The following is a 22,143-nucleotide window of genomic DNA, read 5'->3' as shown; positions in this document are numbered from 1 at the left end:
TATCGAATGGCAGCCTCAAGCAAAAATCATACCTTTATCAAACAATTATCTCGCTTCACTTGCTAACATAGCGGTCAACTGAGACCAATGACAGGACGCCCATATGTGGCAAAAAAACATCAATGACTTCGATCGGGTCGTTGCCATCGGTGGTGGCCACGGCATGGGACGAGTGCTTTCGTCCCTCTCGTTTCTCGGTCAACGGCTCACCGGCATCGTCGCCACCACAGATGATGGTGGCTCGACCGGACGCTTGCGCAAGAGTCAGGAGTGCATCGCCTGGGGCGATCTGCGCAACTGCCTGAACCAGCTGGTCACCGATCCCAGTATCGGCAGCCTGTTGTTCGAATACCGCTTCGCCGGCAAAGGCGAGCTGGCGGGTCACAACCTTGGCAACCTGATGCTGCTGGCGCTCGATAATCTCTGTGTCCGTCCTCTTGATGCTATCAAGCTGATCAGTGACATGCTCAAAATCGAGTCACAATTACTACCCATGTCTGAATTTCCCACCGATCTCTGCGCCCATATGGAGTGTGGCACCCAGATCCTGGGAGAGGTATCCATCGATCAACTGGCAACACCGCCCCTCTCCCTCGGCCTGATGCCGGAGGTGCAAGCGACCCGGGAAGCGGTGCTGGCATTGCAGCAGGCGGACATGATCATTCTGGGGCCGGGCAGTTTCCTCACCTCCATCATGCCGCCACTGCTGCTGGCCGAGATCGCCCAGGCCATCAACGAGAGCAGCGCCATGCTGGTTTTCGTCTGCAATCTGGTAGCGGAAAACGGCCCTGCCAGCCAGCTGGATCTGATGAGTCAGTGTCGCTGGCTGGAGTCCCGGGTCGGTCAGGGTCGGCTGGATGCCATCCTGGCCCCACAAGGCGCGGGTGATGCGGGGGACTGGCAAGGGCGAGTGATCGAAGCCGAGCTGGGCGAGCTTGAGCTGCCCCATCGGCACGATCGGTTGAAGCTGAAACTGGCGCTGGACCGGATCATCCAGCAACTGCTCAACCAGCGTTAGGCAACGGTCACGGCGCCCCGGCATCCCTGCATGGCGCCGTTAATGATAATCGGCAAGAAACGCGAGCACCTGGGGCAAGGAGGCCTCCAGCAGTTGCAACTGGCGCTCTGCCTCGGCCACATCGGCCTGCTTGCTGGCCATCTCAAGTGCCATCACCTGCTGATAACTCGGTATGGCGCCATAGCTGCCACAGGATGATTTCATGCTGTGCGCCACCCGAGCCAGCGCCTCCCACTCTCCCTGTTCATAGAGGGGTCTGAGCTGACTCAGCTGCTCGCCCACCTCTTCAATAAAGACTGCGATGACCACGGGCAGCATATCCGGACCGATATCCTCTGCCAGCTGCTGCAACACCTTGCGATCCACCCACTCCATGCGAGGCTCCTCCTGAACAGTATTCAAACAGACCATACTATAGATAGTTTTCGATGTCGTGGCTCACGACCAGGCTGTGATGAAGCACCAGATTGGATGGCTCAGGGAATAAAGTGGCAAAAAATGTGATCGGTATCGAAATAGCGATGCTGAAACGCCCGTCAAGACAACAACTTGATTGCCACAAATTAACAATTGATCAACACTCAATGCCGTCAGAGTGATGATGCTCAGCAACACCTCTCATCCCTTTTGCCTTTTATGGCTGCTGCGAAGAACCAGGGTAGGTATCTACCCTGGTATTTTTTTATCTTGCTCAAGCGCGACCTGGTTGGTCGCCACCCGCTCCCCCATGCGAAACAGATTGAATTCGCCGGGCGCCATTTTGACCCAATTCTCATTGCCGGTAAGCGGACGAGTGGTGATCAGGGTCACCACATCGTTGGGGGTGGTCTCCCTTTGAAAGTCGATCACCACCTCCTCATCCAGCAAACTAGCCTCGCCAAAGGGCGCACAGCGAGTCAGCCAGTGCAGGTTGTTGCTGCAGTAGCTCATCACATACTCCCCGTCCGAGAGCAGCATGTTGAACACTCCGAACGCTCTGAGCTCGTCACACAGGGTAGCGAGATAGCGAAACATGGCGGGAAAGTTGGACGGACGCTTGGGATATTTTTGCTCCAGCCTGTCGAGCAGCCAGCAGAAGGCGTGTTCGCTGTCGGTATCCCCTACCGGACGGTGGCGACCGGTTGGCAGCTTCTTGTAACCGGTCAGCTGACCGTTGTGGGCGAAGGTCCAGTAACGGCCCCACAGCTCACGGGTAAAGGGGTGGGTATTTTCCAGTGACACGCAGCCACGATTGGCCTGCCGAATGTGGCTGACCACAGCGCAGCTCTTGATGGGCAGCGCCTGTACCAGTCTGGCGATGGGAGATTGGGCGCTGGGCTCGGGATCCTTGAAGGTGCGAAAGCCCTTCCCTTCGTAAAAGGTGATCCCCCAGCCATCCTTGTGGGGCCCGGTCTTGCCGCCGCGCAGCATCAACCCGGTAAAGCTGAAGCAGATATCGGTCGGCACATTGGCACTCATGCCGAGCAGTTCGCACATATCCGGCAGACTCCTTTCATGATTTGGCTTGTGTCATGTTCGACCAGCACGCTGGTTCGACAGACAGCAGGGGAAGGCGCAATCCCTTCCCCTGTGACTGGCAACAACCGGCCGATGGCGAACCATGCTACCGGCGTTGCCCTTGTCTGGTAGTGACAGCCTGATTACTTGGCCATCTCTTTTTCGACCAGCTGGATCAGGATGTGGATCACCTTGATGTGCACTTCCTGAATACGGTCGGCATAGCCAAAGTGCGGCACGCGGATCTCGACATCCGCCAGACCTGCCATCTTGCCGCCATCCTTGCCGGTCAGGGCGATCACTTTCATCCCCTTGGCGCGAGCAGCCTCGATGGCTTTCAGGATATTGCCGGAGTTGCCGCTGGTGGAGATACCAAGCAGCACGTCGCCACGGCGGCCGACCGCTTCTACGTAACGGGAGAAGACATAGTCATAGCCAAAGTCGTTGGAGACGCAGGAGAGGTGGCTCGGATCGGAGATGGCGATACCGGCGTAACCCGGGCGGTTCTCGCGATAGCGACCGGTCAGCTCTTCGGCAAAGTGCATGGCGTCACAGTGGGAACCACCGTTGCCACAAGAGAGCACCTTGCCCTCTTCCTTGAAAGAGTCAGCCAGCAGTTTGGCGGCCGCTTCGATGTTTTTCAGGTTCTGCTCATCAGCCAGGAAGGCCTGCAGCACGCTGGCAGCTTCGGTCAGTTCATTGCGGATCAATTCTTGGTACATGATGTCTCTTCCACTGTTTTTAGTGTGCGTGTAGATCCCGGCTATTCTCGCACAAGCGAATCGCACAGTCGCCCCCCTGCGAGCCACAGCGCTGGCGGCGCGTGAGCGTTATGGGGATCACAGAGAGAAGGTAATGAAGATGTAAACAGCTTGATAACTTTGTGCGTATGAATTACAACAGGGGCCATATCCAACAGGTCAGACCTCTGGATCAGTTACGCCACGTTGGCAACCTAACCACGCAAGGAGCAAGCAATGACGACGACCCTCACTCTGCTCGGGGTGATCCTGGTTATCGGAGCCCTGGCATATCGCCGGGCATCCCTGTTCATCTCCACCCTGGTCACCGGCGCCGCCCTGGTGCTTGGCGCCATCTATGGTCATGTGCCCTTGCTGGTATGGGCGCTGTTTGCGGTGATCGCCATCCCGCTCAATCTGGTGGAATTTCGCCGCAATCAAATAACCAAGCCGCTGTTCAAGATCTACAAATCGATCATGCCGGAGATGTCCCGCACCGAGAAAGAGGCGATTGAAGCGGGCACCACCTGGTGGGAAGCCGATCTGTTCGCGGGCAACCCGGACTGGAAAAAGCTGCACGCCATCCCGGTCAGCGCCCTCTCTGCCGAAGAGCAGGCCTTTATGGATGGTCCGGTCGAGGAAGTGTGCCGCATGGTGAGCGACTGGGAAGTGACCCACGAGCGCGCGGATCTCTCCCCCGAGGTGTGGCAATACCTGAAGGACAACAAGTTCTTCGCCATGATCATCAAGAAGAAATATGGCGGTCTGGAGTTCTCGGCCTACGCCCAGTCCTGTGTCCTGCAAAAGCTGTGCGGTGCCAGCGCCGTGCTCGCCTCCACCGTTGGCGTACCCAACTCGCTGGGCCCGGGCGAACTGCTGCAACACTATGGCACTGACGAGCAGAAGGATTACTACCTGCCCCGCCTGGCGGTAGGCAAAGAGATCCCCTGCTTCGCCCTGACCAGCCCGGAAGCGGGTTCTGATGCCGGTTCCATCCCCGACTTCGGTATCGTCTGCAAGGGCGAGTGGGAAGGCAAAGAGGTGCTCGGTATGCGCCTCACCTGGAACAAGCGCTACATCACGCTCGCCCCCATTGCTACCGTGCTGGGTCTGGCCTTCAAACTGCGTGACCCCGAGCACCTGCTGGGTGAAGAGGAAGAGCTCGGTATCACCTGCGCCCTCATTCCCACTGACATCAAGGGTGTCGGCATCGGCCGTCGCCACTTCCCGCTCAACGTGCCGTTCCAGAACGGCCCGACCCAGGGCAAGGATGTGTTCGTCCCGCTCGATTTCATCATCGGTGGCCCGGCCATGGCCGGTCAGGGCTGGCGCATGCTGGTCGAGTGTCTGTCGGTCGGTCGCGGCATCACCTTGCCCTCCAACAGCACCGGCGGCGTCAAGATGCTGGCCTTGGCGAGCGGCGCATATAGCCGCATCCGTCGCCAGTTCAAGCTGCCCATCGGCAAGATGGAAGGGATTGAAGAGCCGCTGGCCCGCATCGGCGGCAACGCCTACATCATGGGCGCCGCAGCCAACCTGACCGTGACCGGTATCGACCTTGGCGAGAAGCCCTCGGTCATCTCCGCCATCGTCAAATACCACCTCACCGACCGTGCCCAGAAGTGCATCATCGATGCCATGGACATCCACGGCGGCAAGGCCATCTGCATGGGCCCCAATAACTATCTGGCCCGTGGCTATCAGGGTGCCCCCATCGCCGTTACGGTGGAAGGGGCCAACATCCTGACCCGCAGCATGATCATCTACGGTCAGGGCGCTATCCGCTGCCACCCGTATGTACTGCCGGAGATGCTGGCTGCCAGCCATCCCGACAAGGAGCAGGCGCTGAAAGATTTCGACAAGGCAGTATTCAGCCACGTCGGCTTTGCCATCAGCAACCTGGTGCGCAGTTTCTGGCTGGGTGTGACTGGCGCTCGCTTTGCCTCTGCACCGTACAAGGACCAGACCAAGGGCTACTACCAGCAACTCTCCCGCCTCTCGGCCAACCTGGCGTTCCTGTCAGACATGGCGATGGGCACCCTTGGTGGCGAGCTCAAACGCAAGGAGCGGGTCTCCGCCCGTCTTGGCGACGTATTAAGTCAGCTCTATCTGGCCTCCAGCGCCCTCAAGCGCTATCAGGACGAGGGACGCCAGCAGGCCGACCTGCCGCTGCTGCACTGGGCACTGCAAGATGCCATGTTCAAGGCACAAGAGGCGATCGACGAGCTGCTGCGCAACTTCCCGAACCGCTGGATTGGCCTTGCCCTGCGCGCCGTGGTGCTGCCGCTGGGTCGTGACCTGAACCGTCCGTGCGACAAGCTGGACCAGCAAGTGGCCCGTCTGCTGCAAACCCCGAGCGAGACCCGCAGCCGCCTGGCCAAGGGCCAATACCTGACTCGCGAAGAGGGCAACCCCTTCGGTCTGCTGGAGCAGGCGCTCGATGACGTGCTGGCCGCCGAGCCGCTGTTCGAGAAAGTCTGCAAGAGCGATGGCATCAAGCGCCCCTTCATGGCACTGGACAAGGTGGCCGACATTGGCCTGGCCGCTGGCGTACTGACCCAGAGCGAAGCCGAGCTGCTGCGCCGCGCCGAAGTGAGTCGTCTGCGCACCATCAACGTCGATGATTTTGACCCCATCGATCTGGTGGCCAACAAGAAGCTGTTTGAAGCCTCCGCTTACCATCACGCGGCCTGATAACCACGCCTCGACAACGCCTCCCTTGTGGAGGCGTTTTTTATGGGCGCTCACCACTATTCACGGCCCGAACAGCCACCACTTGCACTCACAGCTCCCCCGACCAGCTGCGGGCCCCGTGTGGTCAGCCGGGAAAAAAGGCACAATAGCCGACAAATCGAATCACCAAGGAAGCCAAGATGACCCTTGAGCACCTGATCCTGTGGCGCCGCGACCTGCACCGCCTGCCGGAAGCCGCCTGGAAAGAGTTTCGCACCACCAGCCTGATTGCCCACCACCTGAGCGAGCTTGGTTATCGCATCGTGCTCGGCGACAAACTGCTGGCAAGCAATCTGATGATGGGCCGTGATGTGGATGTGGCGGCCGAGAAGGCTCGCGCCCGCCGTCAGGGAGCCCATCCCGACTGGCTGGAGCGGATCGGCGATGTCACCGGACTGATGGGAGAGCTGGATACCGGCCGTCCCGGCCCGACCCTGGCCTTTCGCTTCGACATAGATGCGGTGGAGGTGGAAGAGTCCGACGCCGAACAGCACCAGCCGCAGCAGGAGGGTTTTGCCTCCCACAACAAGGGGTGGATGCATGCCTGCGCCCACGATGGCCACACCGCCATAGGCATGGGGCTGGCCAGCCAGCTGATGGCGATGAAGGAGCAGCTATGCGGTCGCATCAAGCTCTTCTTTCAACCCGCCGAAGAGGGGTGCCGCGGTGGCAAGGCGCTGGCTGCCGGTGGCGCACTCGATGACGTGGATGCCCTACTTTCGCTCCATATCGGTATTCACGCTGGCAGCGGCGAGCTGGTGATCAACCCCACCGAGTTTCTCTGCTCCACCAAGTTCGACGTCCACTTTATGGGCACTGCCGCCCATGCAGGGCTCGAGCCCAACGCAGGCAGCAATGCGCTGGCAGCCGCCTGCATGGCCACCTCCGCCATGCTCGGCATTCCCCGCCACCGAGACGGCATGACCCGCATCAACGTCGGCCAGCTTCACGCTGGCAGCGGCCGCAACGTCATCCCCGATCATGCCGAGCTGCGCGGTGAAACCCGCGGCGCCGATAGCACGCTCAACGACTACATGTTCAGTCAGGTACAGCGCATCGTCGAAGGGACTGCCCTCGCCCACGGCGTCACCTACCGCATCATCAAACAGGGCGAGGCCATTGCCCTCGACAACAGCCCGGCACTGCAGGCCGAGCTGGCGGCGCTGGCCCGCAAGCAGGGGCTCGCCACCATCCAGACTCGCCGCTTTGGCGCCAGCGAAGATGCCGGTTTTCTGATGGAGCGGGTGCAAAAGCAGGGGGGCGAAGCGGCTTACCTCATCCTGGGGGCCGATCTGGCGGCGCCGCACCATCACAACGAATTCGATTTCGATGAGCGGGTGATGCAAAGCGGGGTCGAGCTGCTGGCCGCCTGGGCCCGCGCCCGGCTGGGTGTGATAGAAGCAGCCCTCTCTTGATATCCCTTCGGCCAGCTCACCGGCTAACGGGATCAAAAAAAGGCGCCTCGGCGCCTTCTTTCTGTAAGAAAAACCTGAGCGCTACTCACGGAGCTTGCGATGCACATCGGGGCGGCCGCCGGTCACGCTATCGGCTCTCCCCTCCTCTTTGGCCTTCTCGGCCCGCTTTTTGCGCATCTCGCGGGGATCGGCGATGAGCGGGCGGTAGATCTCGATACGATCCCCGTCGTGCAGCGGCTCGCTCCCTTTCACCGGTCGGCTGTAGATGCCGAACTTGTTGACCGACAAGTCAATCTCGGGGTGCTTTTGCACGATGCCGGACTGCTCGATGGCCGCCAGCACGCAAGTCTCGGGCGCCACCCTCAGGGCAATCACTGTCTGCTGCTGCGGCAAGGCATAGACAACCTCGATATTGAGCTGGTCAGACACCGTAGACCTCCTTCGCCCGGTTGGAGAAGGCGGAGACCATGGAGCTCACCAGATCACGGAACACCTGACCAAAGGCCACCTCGATAAGCTTGGAGGTAAACTCGAAATCGAGATCAAACTCCACCTTGCAGGCGTCGACATCGAGCGGGGTAAAGGTCCACCAGCCCGCCAGCTTGCGGAACGGGCCATCCACCAGCTCCATCCTGATCTGGCGGTTCACATCCAGCTGATTGCGGGTGGTAAAGGTCTTGGCAATCCCCGCCTTGGCCACATCGACCGACGCCATCATGTAGTCATCGCCAGCCTCGTGGACACGGCTGCCAACACAGCCGGGCAAAAACTGCGGATAGGCATCCACATCGTTGACCAACTTGAACATCTGTTCTGCACTGAACATCACCAGGGCACTGCGCGTAATTCGGGGCATGGCTTTTCCTCATCCAATCGGCGCGATTTTATCACCATGTTTGGGGTTGTGGAGGTAAAACCTCAGTCAAACCGCTCAGAAAGCCACCACTTGACCTGCTGCGCGTTTTACAGCCGCCCCTGCCTACGTATAATACGAGCCTCCTAGTCATTGCCGGAAATCGCCCGTCATGAGCAAAAAAAACAGTAAAAACAAAGCCGGGTCCAGCACCATTGCACTCAACAGAACCGCGCGCCACGAATACTTCATCGAAGAGAAGATCGAAGCGGGTCTGTCCCTGCAAGGGTGGGAAGTCAAATCCCTGCGGGCGGGCAAGGCCAACATCAGCGAAGCCTATGTCATCTTCCGCGATGGCGAGGCCTATCTGTTCGGCTCCAGCTTCCTGCCACTGCAAGCGGCCTCCAGCCATGTGGTATGTGACCCGACCCGCACCCGCAAACTGCTGCTGAGCCGTCGTGAACTCGACAAGCTCGAAAGCCTGATCGCCCGTCAGGGTTACACCATAGTTCCCCTCGCCCTCTACTGGAAACAGTGCTGGGTCAAGGTCGAGATCGGCCTGGTGAAGGGCAAGAAAGAGCACGACAAGCGCGAAGATACCAAGGCCCGCGAGTGGGATCGGGAAAAAGCTCGCATCATGAAGAACAAGCATCGCGGCTAACCAGCTGCTGGCATGATCTGGGCGCCAGTTCACCTTCCCCCGGCGCAGCTGGCTCTTCAGGCTCAGCTGCGTACAATAAATCGGCAAACAGACTGGTTGCCAGAGGGAATGGGTATCAACGCCTTGCTATGACAGCATTTTTGCGTACAATCGCAATTAACAACTTGGGGCTGATTCTGGATTCGACAAGATTCACGAAACCCAAGGTGCATGCCGAGGTGCGGTAGGCCTCGTTAATAAACCGCAAAAAAATAGTCGCAAACGACGAAAACTACGCACTAGCAGCTTAATAACCTGCATAGAGCCCTTCTACCCTAGCTTGCCTGTGTCCTAGGGAATCGGAAGGTCATCCTTCACAGGATCGTGTGGAAGTCCTGCTCGGGGCGGAAGCATTAAAACCAATCGAGCTAGTCAATTCGTGGCGTGTCTCTCCGCAGCGGGTTGGCGAATGTAAAGAGTGACTAAGCATGTAGTGCCGAGGATGTAGTAATTTTGGACGGGGGTTCAAATCCCCCCAGCTCCACCAATTTAACTAGGACACAGACAGGACAAAACGAGTTAAAACAGCAACTTAGCCAAATCACGGCGACAGTGACTGGCCCAAAACGGGAACTAAAATGATCCACTGGTGATCCAAGAGCAAGAAAGCCTGCAGAAATGCAGGCTTTTTTCTTTTCCCCTCCCCAACACCTGCCTCCACCAAAAAGCGCGCATAGAAAAGCCCGCTCAATGGCGGGCCAATCCTAACCGGCTGCAACAGCTATGAAGCAGCTTGCAGCTCATCGCGAAGTCGTTCAAGAATGCGCGCGATTTTCTCTTCCTCCACCTTTGTCAGATCCAAAGTCTCAATAACATGTTCTAGCTCAGTTAGTGAATCCATCCTTCCAGGTCCTCGCTCTTCCCCTCTCAGTCTCTCGACTGTGAAACACTGTATACCCATACAGTAACCAAGCGAATGTACCACTTTTTGCAGACTTAGTGGAGCAGTATCTTCTTGAGCCTCCTTTACCTTTTTCCTAGCCGTTGATAGATCCCATACTCTATGACTCGTCATAAAACCGCCACTTGTGTAAATGTTGATTTTTGCGGCGACTCTCCGTGTACTCAGCCATCTATTTTTTTTGACTACAATCTACACGACCACGATGTGCCATTACTGAGCAATTGCACTATAAGAATCCCAGATATGGGACAATGAGAAAAACATGATCTAGAGCACGGTTAGCAACTACATATAAGGAAATGCCTATGAAGCGGCATCTGACCAGCTCTAGCCTTGAGTATGTACATCGCACCAAGAAGAAGGTTCGCAAGCTGATGGCGGAGAGAAAGCTCAGCCAGTCCAAGATCAGCAAGCTGACCGAAATCCCCCGCTCAAGTATCAGCAGATGGCTATCGCCACATCACGACGACTTCATGGGGTTGGCAGAGGCGGTCATGCTCTCGTCTGCAATGGGGTTATCCGTCCAGGCCATCCTTGCAGACCCTGACTGGAGCGTCTCAGATGATGAACATATGGGGCTGATCAACCGCGCAGCACGACTGCCGAAGCCGCACCTGGCGTCGATGCTGAATTGCTATGCAGAGATACTTGGGGTTCGGGTGGGATAAGGGGGCGATGGCTCGCCCCCACTGTGCTGTCTTACTCATCGTGGCCTTGGTGTGAACCATCCCGGCCGCAACAATCTTTCAACCGCTCAAGGATGTTGGCGATCTCGGCGCGAGTGAGGCAGGTAAGATCAAGCGATTCAATGATTTCTTCAAGTTCAGTCACGAGGAAAATGGGGTTCATTGCGAACTCCTGATAGCAAAGTTGCATGGGGTAACATCCCCAAGCACGCCTTGCTCACCTCTCAGGCGAACACCTGATTAATGAGAGCGACGTATACTGACCATCCATACCTCCAGTTCGCTAATGAAACCAACAACGAGACCATATTATCAGTGTGGTGCTATGGTTTGCCACATCCCAACCCGGATCTTGTAGTTTTCAATAGGCAATAAAAATGGGGCCGAAGCCCCACCGTTATTACTCTGCATGTTCAGGCATCATGCGCTCTATCCGCGCCGTGATCTTGGCCCGATCGACTCGCGTCATATCGACACCTTCCAGCTCGTCCAGTAAGGCGGCAAGCTCCACCATCAGTTGGGCCGCGCTCATGACAGCAACCTCCCTTGGTCTACCGCCCACAGCTGTTGCAGCTTTGATAGTCCCTTACCAGTCACCAGTGCAACCGATCGCTTCTGCAAGCCAAACTCAGGGTGCTCCCAAGGGCTGATCTTCACATCCATCAACCCCTGCTCGATCTTGGCTTGGTACGGCTCATTTTTGCGGCTTACCCAGCCAATCTGGCGCAAATAGGCAAACAGCCGGTTTTGGCCGGTGCCAATGATCTTGGCCGCCTTACCAACGCTGATTGAGTCAGGAGTGACTTCAACCTGCTTGGCGAAGCGAACCAGCGGCGCATCAGTCTCGATCTTCTGCTCCAGCTCTTGGTTGACGGTCAGCAAGCGCAGGCGCTCCTGCTCAGCCTGCATGGCGATCTGTAGGATCTCGATGGTGGTGAGTTGCTGCGTAACAGGTGCCAGCTTTCCAGTACGATAATCCAAGAATGCCTGATTAACCTGAATCTGGAAGGCGGGGCTGATCCACCCAGCATAGGAGATTGCCAGCAGTTCGTGGGCGAAAGTGCCGCCGTTACGGCCTTCGATGGAAACTATACAGATTTGTCCAGTTTGCTTTTCCACCTCAGCAACAAGCTCCTGAGCTTGCTTGTTGCGAAGCCACTTCGAGGGCGCTTTCTCAGCGCCGAGGTTGCTTGCCTGATGCAGAGCATTGAGATTGAAGCGCCCAGCTTCATCAGTGGTGATCTCCACCCCGGCAATCACCGGCATGGAATTCTGCGGCCCTGCCAAAACTTTGGTTTGCTGATACTGTTGTTGTATAGTCATACCGTAGTCCTTAACGTGGTTGTTTGGGTTTACATCCTCGGCCCGAGCTGCGCCAACAGCTTGGGTCGAATCATTTCCGCTACTTGCTAGCATTCTCCAGTTCCTCTTTCTTCATCATCTCCTTGAAAATCATCATGATCTCGCTGTTGATGCTGCGGCCATTATCTACGGCGCGATGACCCAACCACTTGCGGATCTCGTTCGGTAAGCGCAGTGATGTGTTTTTGATTTTACCCGCTTCCATTTACATCTCCTTTGGGTTTATGTCACGGTGACTTCACGGATTGTGTTCCATGTATCGCATTGCGTCAAACCTTTTTTGTGTCACGGTGACTCCATTGATGTATGTCACGGTGCCTGTATGCTTATATGACTTGTATAAGCAAATGAAAGTAATGATGAAAAAGAGCACAGCAACAACAGGCAGGGCCTCAGATAAGTTCATGTTAAGACTACCTGACGGCATGAGGGATACTATCTCTGAGCTAGCCAAGGCGAGCGGCAGGTCCATGAACGCCGAGATTGTGCATCGTCTTCAGCAGTCAATTGATGCCAGCTTAGTCGGAGAGCTCAATGGCGGGCCTGGATCGTCACGAATGATCGCATCTGTGGAGATAACAGACCCCGGCATAGATAAGGACGACCCGCGTTACAATGTGACCGCCATAGCCAAGCAGATAAAAGAGGTTCGCGAAATGGTGGAAAAGCTCGCCAAAGAAATGCTAGACAAAAAAAGATGATGTGATCTTGTTCACTGACACCTAATGATAAATAGCGCAACATTAAGCTTTGCGTATAATTCTTTTGGAGCTTTGATGTTAGCTAAAAAAATATTTTCCGCAGCAATTATGATTGCTCCTCTTGTTCTGTCTCATAATGTTTTCGCTGAGAGCTATGAGCTTACGCTAACAAGGAAAAGCAAAAACATATATAAGGTAAGCGGCAACGATATATTGGTTCAAACAAGATATTGCTACGCATACGCCTACTCTGAGCAAGCTATTTTCAAAACAGATGGATATGGTGGTGAGCTAATATTCTTGGATAGTGATGACCGTTGTGATGTGAAAGCTGTCTTTAGCAAGGACGAGTATAAGCCAGGGAAGTACTCCGTTAAGGTTAGCGTGGATGATGATGATTGGTTTGAGGTGTTTGGCAGTAATGCTTACATACATACTTCAAACTGCCTTTCTTTGGCAATGGTTGAAGATTCGCACTTGGTGATATCATCATCAGGTTATGGACAACTAATATTCAGAAACGGAAGTAAATGTGCTGTAGAGGGGGTTTACTCTAAGGCTAGGATTTGAGTAAGTGCGTAACGAAACGTGATATCACCACATCGATGCAGTTGTTAATTACATTGCAATTAAATAAATCTGCATTGAATCTGATTTATATTACGCTAAATCAGTAGCTCACCAGCAAAGAAATGACTCAATCAAAACAGCTGATCAAGCGCCGCAATAGCAAATCCAACCAGGACGAAGAAGAAGCTGAATGCCATAAAGTCATCCAGATCGCTCCGGCTGGATTTGCTAAAACACCAACACCCGGCAGCAAAGGGGATCAGGGCCAGCGTAAAGCTGAAACTGAACGCCTTGAGCGCCACCACCATCATTATCAACGCAAACAGTATCCACATGGTCAGGGTCCTCACATATTAAGGCCCTAGCTTACCCCCTTCGCATGGGCTCAGCCAGGGCCGCTATTCTCCCTTACTCCCAGTTCTCCCTGTTCTTGTTTACCGCCTGATATACCAGGTCGTTGCGGCGGGCCAGTAGCTCATCAATGCGCTTGCGCTTCTCCTCTGCGTTCATGGTGCGGTCACGCTGGATCAGCTCAATCTTGTTGCGCACCACCCTTACCTGCTGCTGGGTACGGCTCAGGCTGCGGCGTGACTTCAAGATGCCGCCCTGCTCCTCGAGCAGCTCATTCGCCTTATCGTCCAGCCCTTCACTGCGGTACTGGTCAACGGTGCGCTTGAGCTGGTTCACCTCGCTCAGCATCCGGTAGAACTCCTCCATATGCTGGGTGGACTTGGCCGGGCCAGTGCCGCGGTACACGGCTTTCACCAGCGGGATCTCGTCAGCGCGCCAGCTGGCCGACTCACCCGGGCGAGATGCCCTGATCAGGCCATCAGCCGTGGCCATCACATAACCGCCGATGGTGCCGGTATAGCCAATCACCAAGTGCTCAAGCTGCTTGGGCGAGAAGCCAGACAGCTCGCCAAGCTCGCGCATCAGCAAGCTGGTCTGCTCGTTGTAGCGGGCCTCCGCCTTGACGGCCAGATCCTGCGGGCTGTCGATGGGGCCGCCGCGGAAGGTGTCATAGTTGAAGGCGGCCTCTACCAGCGGCTTGATGATCTGCGGGGTGGGGTTAAGGGCAAAGGTATCGCCAATTGCCCGGGCCACAGCCTTGCCGAACTGGGCGCCGGTGTCCTTGTCGCCCATGGCGCGCACCATGCGCTCCGGGATGGTGCCGAACATCACGCCAATCTCGAACGGCTTGGGGATCCGGAAGTGCTGATCGCCAACAAAGAAGTGCCAGTTGGCGTCCTTGTCCCAATCCGGCAGCTCTTCGTATCGCTCATCGTCCCAGTTGGCGGCCAGCAGGCCGAGCGACATGGCGGTGATCATGCCAGCCCGCTTGGCGATTTCGCGGGGGTTGTCGCGCAGTTCCCGGCTCAGTTTGCCCAGACCCTGCAGGCGAGCATTGAAGAACGGCAACACCATGGACGCCCCCTGAATAAAGCGGGCCGCCCCCATCATGGAGAAGTCCATCAGGTCTTTTGACTCGAACGCCGCCTGTGCGTGGCTCTTGCCCGCCTTGATGGCAGCGGCATAGACCGCCTCGCGGTTGGCATTCTCGAAAGCCTCGCCATAGCGGTTGTACTTCTCCCACACATTGGCAACCACGCCCTTTGCCTGAGCGGCGTTGCGGATAATGCTCTTTTCGTAGCGGGCAATCTGCTCCGGAGTCATCCCCTTGCGGCGCAGTGACTTGCGCACAGTGTCGGCCATGGCGGTCGGGTCGTTGCCGTTGACATAGCCACCCAAGAAGCTGGCGCCGCTGAACATCACATCAATGGTACTGCCGTCCATCGCCAGGGTCTTTTTCACCCCCTTGATGGAGTCGATAACCGGCTTGAATCCGTCTTTGCTGATCGCCCAGCTGGAGAGTGAGTCGCGCAGGAAGTTGCGCAGCATAAACTCAGGGGATGCGGTCACCCCGGCTGTCAGCAGGCGCTTGGCCTTTGATGCCATGTTGATCATGGTGCCGAATGGCTGGCGGTCGAAGAATGTCATGGCCCGATACAGGTCAGGATCTTCAACCCGGATCATGTAGTCCTCACCTTCCAGCTTGACGGTGATCAGATCCTTGCCGTTCTTGAGCGCACGCCAGTCCATCATATTTGGCTTGGCCACCACCTCGATGAGCCCGGTATCAGCCAGATTCCAGACGGTCTTTTGTGCCGCCATGTTCTTCATGGATGCGTCGATCAGCTTGGAGGTAGAGGTGAAAATGTTCTCGAGCAGGTCGTTGGTGTTGGCCTCCCCACCCTTAAGTTTCTTGATCCCGGCGTTCTGGTTGGCAATGCCCTTAGGCTTGAAGGGGGCGATCACGTCGCCGTCATCTGATTCACGGAAGAACGGGATGTACCATTCGCTTTCAAACTCGGCCCGCGCCTCCTTGGTGAATAGTCCAGCCTCCTGCGCCAGATCCAAGGTTGCAGCATTAAGGCGGTTCCAGCGGGCTTTGGCCTCCTTGAACTTGGCCTCCTTGCCCTTGCCAAGCCCTTTCAGGGCGGCGATGTCCTGCTCGCTCAGCAGATTCTCGCGCCCCTGCTCCATCAGCAGCTCAGCCCGGTGGCCGGCCATCCAGCCCAGCCAGTTGTGCAGATCAGCCCCCAGATCGGAGAAGATGCCAAGCAGCGCGTCTTTCTCGCCGGTGCCCGCCTTGCGCTGGATCACCCCGTCATTCCACTCCGGCAGACCATAGAGCATGGTTGCCTGCATGGTGGAGGCTGCCCCGGTCGCCATCCGCGCCGCAACATAGCCTGAGTCGGCAGCATCGGTAATGCCTGCCGCATCCTCTGCATACTTGATGGGGGCCAGCGCATCGAGCACTTCGGTGTTGGCTTTCTTGATAAAGCGGTCTACCCATGACTCAACCACGCCGCGATCAACCTTGCGCAGCTTGGCAAGGTTGGCCTTGGTGTTGTCGATGATGTCAGGCTTGGCGCCGAGATTGAGCTTTTCCATGGCCGCATCCGCTGCGGTGTTGGTCTGGCTCATCTTGAGTCCGCCCTTTTTCTCTGGCTTAGCCGCCTCCTGACTGAATTTCTGGCCTCCATCCGGGCCACCATCGTCAGGGCCGCCGCGCTTCATCTTCTTGCCCAGACCCTCAATCAGCACTCTTGTTTCGGCAGCGGTAATGCCACCAGGCACAAAGCCGACAGTGCGCAGCGCCTTGGTAACCCATGCCACCACCTGATCCCAGCCGCGGCGCCAGGCACTCTGCTCCAGTTCGGCCAAGTGGGCGATCACCTCCTCGGCCTGCACCCCGACATCCTCGCCAGCGTAATGGGTATCAACCCAATCCCACACCGCCTTCATGCTGGGGGCGCTCTTCGACTTGATAATGCGGCTGATCAGCTTGGTGTACTCGCCATCGCCCAGCACGTTGGCCAGGCCATAGTGGGCCAGCACCTCATGGCGCAGGATCTCGCGCATTCGCTTGGGGTTGGCGATGGTATCAGCCGCCACATGCAGGGTGCCGCTGTCATCATCAAAGGCGGCGCGGCGGATCAGGCCATCTTGTGCCGCCAGACCCAGCGCCTGTTCCAGCTCAGCCTGGGTGGCGTGGATCTGCACATCAATGCCACTGGCGCCACGGTACTGCTTGAACCACTCCTTGGTGACCAGCTCCGCCTCTTTGCGGGTCAGATGCTTGGATGGTTTCTCGCCCTGCGCCATGGCCTGTTTGGAGAATGAGACGGCTCGTTGCTCGGTCGCATCCGAGTTCGCAGTGCTATCAACCGGCTTTTCAATGGTGATGATCTTGGTGCGCACGCTGGTTGGGTTGAGCGAATCCTTAAATGCCCCCTCCGGCATCATCTCCTCGCTGGCGCCAAGGTCGTCAAGCCACTCGCGGAACGCTTTGTTTTTCTTGTTGCTGCGCTGGCCAGCCATGCTGGATACGATGGCAGCCAACCGCCCGCCCGGTTTGAGGTGGCCAAAGGCATGGCGCACATGGTCAATATCCATGTCATTGGAGAATGGCGGGTTCATGATCACAGCGTCATAGCGCTGGGATGGCGCTGTCTCCATAAAGTCATCGCCGACCAGATAGAATCCCTTTTCCTGCAGGATATCGCGCAGATCGCCAGCCAGCTCCACGGCCTCCACCGTTGCCCCGGCATCCCGGGCGGCCTCTGCCAGCATACCGTGACCGGCAGATGGCTCGAGCACCACCATGCCAGGCTCAATACCAAGGCGGTCCACCAGGTCGGCGGCGTACTCTTCCGGAGTGGGGAAGAAGTCGATAAAGGCGTTGCGGTTGTTCAGCAACCGGCGCTTCAATGCGTTGGTTTTTTCTGTCACCGGATCCCGCTGCGGTGCCGCCTCATTCAGCCCGCGCTGCAGTCTGACCAGCTCACGCAATGCCGCGCGCAGTTCGGTGTGATTGGTAATGCCCATGCGCTCCAGGCGACCATACCCGGCGATCTGATCCTTGATGGTGCTGATGCTGTAGTCATCACTACCAGTGACATACGCCTTGAGCTTGGCAATCAGCTCCGGATCGCTCAGGGTTGTGGTCTTGTTATCCCTGTTTGCCGCAGCCTTGACCAGGCTCATTACCTTGGCACCAGCCTGCTTAAAACCGCTCGCCCCCTGCATCTTTAGGGCCACCTCACGAAGCCGATCGGTGTGGTAATCCATGCCCGGCATGGATACCCCCTCCACCATCTGCTCAGGGGTTGCCTTGTCGCTCCAGGAATAACGGCTGCTGTCATCACGATTGATCACCCCATCGCTCACCAGGGCATCAATCTTGGTGGCAGGCAGCGACCACAGCCCCCGATTGAGCGCCGACTGCAACTCTTCAAGTTGCGCGCCGTTGGCAAGGTTGCGCAGGTAGGTGATCTCCCCGCTCTCGATGCCGGTGGCGATAGCCTCGAGCAAGCCAGCAAAACGCAGGTCTCGCTCGGCGTTGGCTCTAGCGTTGGCCGCCATGCTTGCGCGGCGTGCGGTATTCTCCTTGCGATCGGCATTAAACACCGCCTCCGCTTTGGCTCTCGCTGACGCAGCGCGATTGCGCAGCGCCTCCACCTGCTTGGACTTGCCAGCCGGCTGCGCCTCGCTATCAGTATACTGATCAGGTGCAACATCTGGGCTAGCCCCGCCAACCTCACCACCCAGCCAGGCGCGGAACTCGGTCGCTTTCTCTTCGCTCTTGAACTGGAAACCAGGCACGGCACCCTTGCCGCGGAATGACGAATACCAGCCACCCATGGTCTTGGCGTGAGCATTGATGCGATTGTAAGCATCTCGCTCAACCCGATCCCCCATCTGCACAACAAACAGATCATCGCCGGTCTTGGTGTGCTTGGTCTTGATGATGTCGCTGGAAGTGGTAGAGGGGGCAGTCTCATTTCCCTTGGCGCTGCGCTCCTGCTCCCTGCGATCTAGGTTGCGAGCAGCAACCATATCCTCATAGCGGGCGCGCTGCTCCTGGGTCAGCTTGTCAATCCCTCGCCGCTCTATGAATGCCTTAAAGTCATCCAAGGTTTGCGGGTCGGTGAGAGATTGCTTGAGCTCTTCCCGGCGCCGCTGCATCTCGGCAACGTCGGACAGCTGCTTATCACGAAACAGCTGATACCGCTCCGGGGTCAAACCATCCAGCGCCTTGGCGACTCGCTCTTCGATACTCTGTCTGGCGCCGCCGATGGCATAGGTCTCGCTGATGGTATTGCCATCACCATTGGCAGCCCAACGCAGATCACCGATCAGCTGGTTGTATGCGGCCTCGACCACGACGGCCTTTTTGTCATTTTTGTAGCGGGCAGCATTGAAGCGACTCATCTGATCAAGCAAATCCTGCTTGGTTTTCTTTTCCAGCTCAGCCCGCAGAGAGGGGGCGTTATCCAGGGCGGAACGGCTCATCGCCTGAAATTCAGAAAACTCCATCTCGCCGGAGAACAGGCGACGCTTCGCGGCGTGGTAATCCGCTGCGCTCTTGGCGCCGCTCCAGTCGTTGGCTGGCTCGATCTGCTGCGACTTGGCTCCCGACTCCACGGTATCGCGGTCGCGGCGCATCTTCATGTAAACGCCAAGGCGCAAGCGTTCCTCACCAACCTGACGAGCACCTTCATTGGATACAGCAGCCCCAGTGCGGCGGCCGCCATTGCCGTTGAACTCGCCAGAGCCTGATTTTTGCAGATCGCCAACCTCGCCACCAAGTCGCTGGTACTCTGCTTCAAGCTCGGGAGTTGACATCTTTCCGTAGCGGCGATCCATTTCACTAAACAGCTCTGCGTCTGCCTGTGCGAACCGCTCATCCCTGGTGGGGACTGGCTCTCCTTTGGATACTGCCTTGCGGTATGCCTCCTCGGCACGCTCAATGGCGGCCTCCTTGGTGTTGGCAGTAAACCAACCTGCGCCTACTGCAGAACGATACTTCCAGTGCCCGCCATGCTCTTTTAGCAGGTCGCGATCTCGCAGCTCGTCCTCGCCAATACGGCCAGAAACAGCAGCCCCGGCATCTGTGGCCGGGGCTGTCAGTGTTTGGTCATCTTGCTGCTGTCCATCAGGTACAGGTGAAGCAGGAGTGTTGTCTGCCGGATTTCCGGATCCAGCTCGGTCGGTGAGTCTGGCAATGGCTGGTCCAGCGCCTGCTGCAGCCGGTTCGCCTGCGCCAGGCTGAGCGCCTTGTCCTTCACTGCTGATTGCAGGTACTGGGGTAACTGGCTCATTGCTCACCTCTGCTTGCGGTTGGTTATTGCCCTGCTGGCCATTGATTGCATTGGAGTTGTTGGCGGCCTGCACCTGCTCAACTTCGGCGATCTCGGCCACCCCGAATCCGCCGCCATTGAGCTGCACCGGCATCTCCTTGCCCTTGCGGCTGGCCATGGCAGCCTCTTTCTCGGTTGCGAACGGCTTGCCTTTGCGGGTGATGCGGAGTGTCTGGAGCGGGCCAACTGCCGATTCGGTGGCACTGCCGCGCATCGGTTTGGCGTCAGGCTGTCGCTGATCTGCGCCATAGACCACATCGCGGTGCGGCAACTCGGTACCGACCTCGCGGGCCTCCCCTTCAATCACCGCGCCAGGCAGCTCGCCAGCGGGCTTGGTGGAAGATGCCTCTGGCGGCAACACATCCCCCTCCTGCCCACTCTGCCAGCGAGTACGCTCTGCGCCGCGGAACTGGGGGCCGGTGCCAGCCTGCTTGTCGTCAAAGTGGCCTTCCTTGGTCATCCCCCGGGCGGCATTGGTGTCACCGGCAAAGATCACATCCTTGAGCGGCAGGGCTGGGCGCTGGTTCTCCATGGCTACCTGCTGGGCGCTCTTGTTGCCTGCGAACGGGTCAAGCCCAAGCTCGCCAGCCTGAGCTCGCTCATAAAGACTCTTGCCCTGATCGCCAGCCTGCATCTGGGAGGCAACCAGCTCCTGCACTGACTGGCCAAACTCACCAGCCAGGGCGCGCTGCACCTCGCTATCGGCAGCCATGCCCTTGAACCGCTCCGCGGTATCGTCGCGGCGCAGGTAGGCTGGCACATCACGCAGCTCGTCAAACTGGCTGGCGCTAGGGCCGAGCGGGGATTGCTCGCCAGAGGGTGCAACCACCGGATCGGCCATGGTGTCAGCGGCAGGTACCAAGTCTGGATCTGCCGGTGCGGCAGCGGGGTTTGCTTGCATCGGATCACCCTGCTCAACAGGAGCGACATCCTCCACAGTGGCGGGATCTACCTGTGCACCCCCTTCGCTTTCTGGCTGTGACTTGCTGCCACGCAGCCCGCCAGCGCCACCCAGGGCGCCACCGGTCCCCATGCCGATCAGGCCGCCTTCCAGCGCACTGGACACCACTCCTTTCATCGGGTCGATATCGGCAGCGGCCACCTCGTTAAGGGATTCGTTGATGGTGTATTGCTGCACCCCCTCCTCGAGGGTCTCGCCGATCCCCTCACCTACCGCCCCCTTGGCTGCCCCCTTGAGCACGCCACCGGTCGCCGCCTTGCCTGCCAGCATCTTGAACAGCATGGCATCGCCCATCACAGAGCCCATGGCGGCTGCGCCCCACACCTTGGCGTCGCTCATGGTGGCTCGACTGGCAACGTTGGCAGTCTCCTCCCGGGCCAGCGACAGCTTTTCCTCATCAGAGAGGTGTTGCGTCTGCTGATCCTGGTCGATGCGAGTGAATGCCTGGCGGAAGGTATCGCTCCGGGACAGCTCATCAAAGCTCATGCCCAGCACTGACTCGCGGGTATTCACCCCCGCGCTACCCACCGAACCGGTAGCGCCAGTGGTGACGGCTGCGCCGGTCGCCAGCTTGGCCACCGTCTTGGCGGCGACAGCCTCGGCCACCTCCTGAGTAGCCCCCCGCTTGAGCATGGAGGTGGTAACGGCGCGCCCGATACTGGCCTTGGCGGCGGCACCGGTCACACCGCCAGCCAGCAGGGTCGGCACCATGGAGCCCACGCCCTGCGCCATCTTCATGGCCCATACGTCGAGATCCCCAGCGCCATCCCCCATGGTGAGGCGCCCCTCTGGCGTCTCATCAATCAGGCTGCGGCCGATCGCCTCTTTGGCATCGCCGCTCATCCCCTCGGTCAGCGACTCGGCGCCTGACTTTGCCAAATCGCCAGCGCCAGCCACCACATCAAGCACCGGGCTCAGCTTGCTGGCCATATTGGCGCGAGCCTGCTCCAGGTAATCGCCTCCCTGCTTGCCAGCGTTCTCCTTGCCAAACTGGCTTGCCTGCCGGGCCAACTCACCAATCCCGCCAACCAGTTCCAGTGCGCCAGCGCCCACGCCGCGCGCCACATCCCCCAGGCCAACATTGAGGTCGCGCTGTGGGGTTTGGGCGGCAGACGGGGCAGCAGCCGCAGACAGGCTGCTATCGAGATTGCTCCAGAACGGGTCTGTGCGGGTGTCGGATAGTTTCGGTTGTGGCAAGGCGTCGCGCAGTCCAGGCTTGTCCATGGTGTCCTCGGCTTTTTGTGCAAAAGAAAAGCCCCGATCGGCGAACCGATCAGGGCTTGATATGGGGAGTGC

General features: G+C 58.1%; 18 protein-coding genes and 1 other RNA gene. 8 read left to right on the top strand and 11 right to left on the bottom strand.

What is annotated here, in order from left to right; translation table 11 throughout:
* The first annotated feature begins 103 nt into the window (after positions 1–103).
* Positions 104–1,018, top strand: a complete 915-nt coding sequence (locus G5253_RS03570) for a gluconeogenesis factor YvcK family protein (protein ID WP_047438497.1) — start codon at positions 104–106, stop codon at positions 1,016–1,018.
* A gap of 39 nt (positions 1,019–1,057) precedes the next feature.
* Here the strand turns inward: G5253_RS03570 and G5253_RS03565 are convergent, their stop codons facing one another.
* From G5253_RS03565 to lpcA, 3 genes are all read right to left on the bottom strand, one after another.
* Complete coding sequence (locus G5253_RS03565; protein ID WP_021229360.1) at positions 1,058–1,393, bottom strand: Hpt domain-containing protein; 336 nt, start codon at positions 1,391–1,393, stop codon at positions 1,058–1,060.
* A gap of 291 nt (positions 1,394–1,684) precedes the next feature.
* Positions 1,685–2,494, bottom strand: coding sequence for a class II glutamine amidotransferase (locus tag G5253_RS03560; protein ID WP_201991895.1), 810 nt, complete (start codon positions 2,492–2,494; stop codon positions 1,685–1,687).
* Between the two features lie 164 nt (positions 2,495–2,658).
* A complete protein-coding gene (gene lpcA, locus G5253_RS03555; protein ID WP_005334485.1) occupies positions 2,659–3,237 on the bottom strand; it encodes a D-sedoheptulose 7-phosphate isomerase in 579 nt (192 codons plus the stop codon).
* A gap of 255 nt (positions 3,238–3,492) precedes the next feature.
* Between lpcA and fadE the strand changes: the two genes are divergently transcribed.
* Both fadE and G5253_RS03545 read left to right on the top strand, forming a co-directional pair.
* On the top strand, positions 3,493–5,949 hold the full coding sequence (gene fadE / locus G5253_RS03550) for an acyl-CoA dehydrogenase FadE (protein WP_266134520.1): 2,457 nt from the start codon (positions 3,493–3,495) through the stop codon (positions 5,947–5,949).
* Between the two features lie 179 nt (positions 5,950–6,128).
* Entirely contained in the window at positions 6,129–7,403 is a 1,275-nt protein-coding gene (locus G5253_RS03545) for an amidohydrolase (protein WP_266134521.1), read from the top strand.
* A gap of 81 nt (positions 7,404–7,484) precedes the next feature.
* Here G5253_RS03545 and G5253_RS03540 read toward each other — a convergent pair whose 3' ends face one another.
* Both G5253_RS03540 and G5253_RS03535 read right to left on the bottom strand, forming a co-directional pair.
* Positions 7,485–7,832 carry an RnfH family protein gene (locus G5253_RS03540; RefSeq protein WP_058059898.1) on the bottom strand — a complete coding sequence of 116 codons (348 nt, stop codon included), beginning with the start codon at positions 7,830–7,832 and terminating at the stop codon, positions 7,485–7,487.
* The gene (locus G5253_RS03535; RefSeq protein WP_005334496.1) at positions 7,825–8,259 is read right to left on the bottom strand and encodes an SRPBCC family protein; all 435 of its coding nucleotides are present in this window, start codon (positions 8,257–8,259) and stop codon (positions 7,825–7,827) included. Before G5253_RS03535 ends, G5253_RS03540 begins: the two co-directional genes overlap by 8 nt.
* Before the next feature lie 169 nt (positions 8,260–8,428).
* On the opposite strand from G5253_RS03535, the gene smpB reads away from it, so the two are divergent.
* The 3 genes from smpB (at position 8,429) to G5253_RS03520 (ending at position 10,528) form a co-directional block, all read left to right on the top strand.
* Positions 8,429–8,917: an SsrA-binding protein SmpB gene (smpB, locus tag G5253_RS03530; protein WP_005334498.1), complete on the top strand. Its 489-nt coding sequence runs from the start codon at positions 8,429–8,431 to the stop codon at positions 8,915–8,917.
* A 166-nt stretch (positions 8,918–9,083) separates the two neighbouring features.
* Positions 9,084–9,443, top strand: a transfer-messenger RNA (tmRNA) gene (gene ssrA, locus G5253_RS03525).
* A gap of 722 nt (positions 9,444–10,165) precedes the next feature.
* The gene (locus G5253_RS03520) at positions 10,166–10,528 is read left to right on the top strand and encodes a helix-turn-helix domain-containing protein (protein ID WP_421202720.1); all 363 of its coding nucleotides are present in this window, start codon (positions 10,166–10,168) and stop codon (positions 10,526–10,528) included.
* Between the two features lie 31 nt (positions 10,529–10,559).
* Here the strand turns inward: G5253_RS03520 and G5253_RS03515 are convergent, their stop codons facing one another.
* The 4 genes from G5253_RS03515 to G5253_RS03500 form a co-directional block, all read right to left on the bottom strand.
* Positions 10,560–10,709, bottom strand: coding sequence for a hypothetical protein (locus G5253_RS03515; protein ID WP_421202719.1), 150 nt, complete (start codon positions 10,707–10,709; stop codon positions 10,560–10,562).
* A gap of 237 nt (positions 10,710–10,946) precedes the next feature.
* Entirely contained in the window at positions 10,947–11,078 is a 132-nt protein-coding gene (locus tag G5253_RS03510; RefSeq protein WP_421202718.1) for a hypothetical protein, read from the bottom strand.
* Positions 11,075–11,869, bottom strand: coding sequence for a KilA-N domain-containing protein (locus G5253_RS03505; protein ID WP_421202717.1), 795 nt, complete (start codon positions 11,867–11,869; stop codon positions 11,075–11,077). The genes G5253_RS03510 and G5253_RS03505 overlap by 4 nt, the downstream gene beginning before the upstream one ends.
* Before the next feature lie 79 nt (positions 11,870–11,948).
* Positions 11,949–12,113, bottom strand: coding sequence for an Arc family DNA-binding protein (locus G5253_RS03500; protein ID WP_421202716.1), 165 nt, complete (start codon positions 12,111–12,113; stop codon positions 11,949–11,951).
* A gap of 49 nt (positions 12,114–12,162) precedes the next feature.
* Between G5253_RS03500 and G5253_RS03495 the strand changes: the two genes are divergently transcribed.
* A complete protein-coding gene (locus tag G5253_RS03495; RefSeq protein ID WP_421202715.1) occupies positions 12,163–12,609 on the top strand; it encodes an Arc family DNA-binding protein in 447 nt (148 codons plus the stop codon).
* A 75-nt stretch (positions 12,610–12,684) separates the two neighbouring features.
* Positions 12,685–13,179, top strand: a complete 495-nt coding sequence (locus G5253_RS03490) for a hypothetical protein (RefSeq protein ID WP_421202714.1) — start codon at positions 12,685–12,687, stop codon at positions 13,177–13,179.
* 131 nt (positions 13,180–13,310) lie between these two features.
* On the opposite strand, the gene G5253_RS03485 is transcribed toward G5253_RS03490, so the two are convergent.
* Both G5253_RS03485 and G5253_RS03480 read right to left on the bottom strand, forming a co-directional pair.
* On the bottom strand, positions 13,311–13,514 hold the full coding sequence (locus tag G5253_RS03485; protein ID WP_069556139.1) for a hypothetical protein: 204 nt from the start codon (positions 13,512–13,514) through the stop codon (positions 13,311–13,313).
* 73 nt (positions 13,515–13,587) lie between these two features.
* A complete protein-coding gene (locus G5253_RS03480; RefSeq protein WP_421202713.1) occupies positions 13,588–22,071 on the bottom strand; it encodes an LPD38 domain-containing protein in 8,484 nt (2,827 codons plus the stop codon).
* Positions 22,072–22,143: the final 72 nt, after the last annotated feature.

Origin of the sequence: Aeromonas sp. 602658, from assembly GCF_049173005.1 — a bacterium.
In the GTDB taxonomy this organism is placed as follows: domain Bacteria; phylum Pseudomonadota; class Gammaproteobacteria; order Enterobacterales; family Aeromonadaceae; genus Aeromonas; species Aeromonas veronii_A.
This window is presented reverse-complemented; position numbering and strand designations above follow the sequence as displayed.

Excerpts from the sequence above, each read along its gene's own strand:
- G5253_RS03570 (WP_047438497.1), top strand. The coding sequence starts at position 104 with ATGTGGCAAAAAAACATCAATGACTTCGATCGGGTCGTTGCCATCGGT.
- G5253_RS03565 (WP_021229360.1), bottom strand. The coding sequence starts at position 1,393 with ATGGAGTGGGTGGATCGCAAGGTGTTGCAGCAGCTGGCAGAGGATATC.
- G5253_RS03560 (WP_201991895.1), bottom strand. The coding sequence starts at position 2,494 with ATGTGCGAACTGCTCGGCATGAGTGCCAATGTGCCGACCGATATCTGC.
- lpcA (WP_005334485.1), bottom strand. The coding sequence starts at position 3,237 with ATGTACCAAGAATTGATCCGCAATGAACTGACCGAAGCTGCCAGCGTG.
- fadE (WP_266134520.1), top strand. The coding sequence starts at position 3,493 with ATGACGACGACCCTCACTCTGCTCGGGGTGATCCTGGTTATCGGAGCC.
- G5253_RS03545 (WP_266134521.1), top strand. The coding sequence starts at position 6,129 with ATGACCCTTGAGCACCTGATCCTGTGGCGCCGCGACCTGCACCGCCTG.
- G5253_RS03535 (WP_005334496.1), bottom strand. The coding sequence starts at position 8,259 with ATGCCCCGAATTACGCGCAGTGCCCTGGTGATGTTCAGTGCAGAACAG.
- smpB (WP_005334498.1), top strand. The coding sequence starts at position 8,429 with ATGAGCAAAAAAAACAGTAAAAACAAAGCCGGGTCCAGCACCATTGCA.
- G5253_RS03520 (WP_421202720.1), top strand. The coding sequence starts at position 10,166 with ATGAAGCGGCATCTGACCAGCTCTAGCCTTGAGTATGTACATCGCACC.
- G5253_RS03515 (WP_421202719.1), bottom strand. The coding sequence starts at position 10,709 with ATGAACCCCATTTTCCTCGTGACTGAACTTGAAGAAATCATTGAATCG.
- G5253_RS03510 (WP_421202718.1), bottom strand. The coding sequence starts at position 11,078 with ATGAGCGCGGCCCAACTGATGGTGGAGCTTGCCGCCTTACTGGACGAG.
- G5253_RS03505 (WP_421202717.1), bottom strand. The coding sequence starts at position 11,869 with ATGACTATACAACAACAGTATCAGCAAACCAAAGTTTTGGCAGGGCCG.
- G5253_RS03500 (WP_421202716.1), bottom strand. The coding sequence starts at position 12,113 with ATGGAAGCGGGTAAAATCAAAAACACATCACTGCGCTTACCGAACGAG.
- G5253_RS03495 (WP_421202715.1), top strand. The coding sequence starts at position 12,163 with ATGTATCGCATTGCGTCAAACCTTTTTTGTGTCACGGTGACTCCATTG.
- G5253_RS03490 (WP_421202714.1), top strand. The coding sequence starts at position 12,685 with ATGTTAGCTAAAAAAATATTTTCCGCAGCAATTATGATTGCTCCTCTT.
- G5253_RS03485 (WP_069556139.1), bottom strand. The coding sequence starts at position 13,514 with ATGTGGATACTGTTTGCGTTGATAATGATGGTGGTGGCGCTCAAGGCG.
- G5253_RS03480 (WP_421202713.1), bottom strand. The coding sequence starts at position 22,071 with ATGGACAAGCCTGGACTGCGCGACGCCTTGCCACAACCGAAACTATCC.